We start from the raw sequence: 1566 nt of genomic DNA, 5'->3' as shown, positions 1-1566 counted from the left end.
GGCCGCCGTACGCCGTCGCCAGGCCACGGACCACGATCGCTGTCATGCCCTCACCCTCTCGACGCGCGGGCGCGGGGCTCAACCGAGGCCGATCGGGGCCGGGGCGACCTTCGGCCACGGCGCCGCGTGCTCCAGCTGGGTCGAGAGGGACAGCAGACGTTCCTCGCCGTCCGTCGGGCCGACCAGCTGCACCGACAGCGGCAGCCCCGCGCCGGTGAACCCCGCCGGGACCGCCACCGCCGGGTTGCCCGCCACGTTCCACACCGGCAGGAACGCGGTGTGCCGGGCCGCCGCGAGCAGCGCCTCCACCGCCGTCAGCTCCCGCCACTGCCCGACCCGCAGCGCCGAGTGCGTGAGCACCGGGCTGAGCAGCACGTCGTAGCGGGTGAACACCCGGTTCGCCCGCTCGGTCGTGCCCCGCCCGGACGCCACCGCCGCCGCACCCACCGCGGCCGGGATCGCCCGCCCCAGCGCCGCCACCCGCCGGGTGCGCCGGTCGAGGCGGTCCGGCCGGTCCAGCGCCGCCGCCCCGCCCGCGGCCCCGTCGCGCAGGTAGCGCACCGAGTAGTCCACCCACCCCGGCACCTCCGCCAGCGCCGCGTCCAGGCGCACCACCTCGTGCCCCAGGTCGGTCAGCAGCACGGCGGTGTCCAGCACCGCGTCCAGCACCTCCCGCGCCACCGGAACCCCCGCCGACCACGGCCGCAGCGCCACCGCCACCTTCAACCGGCCGGGGTCCTCGGCCGCCGCCCCCACGAAGTCCTCGCCGGGCGCGAGCACGTCCGCCAGCAGCGCCGCGTCCCGCACCCGCCGCGTGATCGGCCCCGCCGCCACCAGCCCGCCCCACGGCTGCCCGCCCAGCGGCACCCGCCCGCGCTGCGCCTTGAGCCCCACCAGCCCGGTCGCGGCGGCCGGGATGCGCACCGAGCCCCCGCCGTCCGTGCCCACCGCGGCCCCCACCAGCCCGGCCGCCACCGCCGCCGCGGACCCGCCGCGGGAACCCCCGGCCGAGTGCCGGGGGGTCCCCGGGTTGCGGGGGGGCCCGGCCCAGCTGCTCTCGGTGAACGGCCACAGCCCCAGCTCCGGCATCCGCGTGCGCCCCACCACCACCGCGCCCGCCCCGCGCAGCAGCGACACCACCTCGCTGTCCGCGTCCGCGACCGTCTCCACCGCCGAGGTGCCCAGCGTGGTGGGCAGCCCGGCCAGCGCGAAGTCCTCCTTCACCGCCACCGGGACCCCCAGCAGCGGCGCGTCCCCGCCCCGCGCCCGCCGCGCGTCGGCCGCCTCGGCGTCCGCGAGCGCCCGCTCGGCGAACACCAGCCGGAACGCGTTGAGCCCCCGGTCGACGCGCTCGATCCGCCGCAGGCACTCGGACACCAGCTCGCGGGAGGTCAGCACCCCGGAGCGCAGCAGGTCGGCCTGGGCGGCGGCGCCCGCGAAGCACGCGTCGGTCAAGTCCATGCCAGCGACCCTAGCGCCGGGCCCACGACGCACCGGAGGGCGCGCGCAACCACGACGCGGACGGCTTCGGCGCGCGCGGGGGAGCGGGCCGCGGCGCGTCCCGCT

The 1566-nt window shown here is 79.6% G+C and carries 1 protein-coding gene; it reads right to left on the bottom strand.

Annotation, left to right across the window (positions count from 1 at the left end):
* Positions 1-78: 78 nt before the first annotated feature.
* Positions 79-1461 (bottom strand): amidase family protein, encoded by a 1383-nt coding sequence (locus ACTUAL_RS16575; protein ID WP_440900904.1) that lies wholly within the window; start codon positions 1459-1461, stop codon positions 79-81.
* Positions 1462-1566: the final 105 nt, after the last annotated feature.

The organism is Actinosynnema sp., assembly GCF_052038725.1.
The sequence above is the reverse complement of the archived record's forward strand: the minus strand, read 5'-3'. Positions and strand labels throughout refer to the sequence as shown.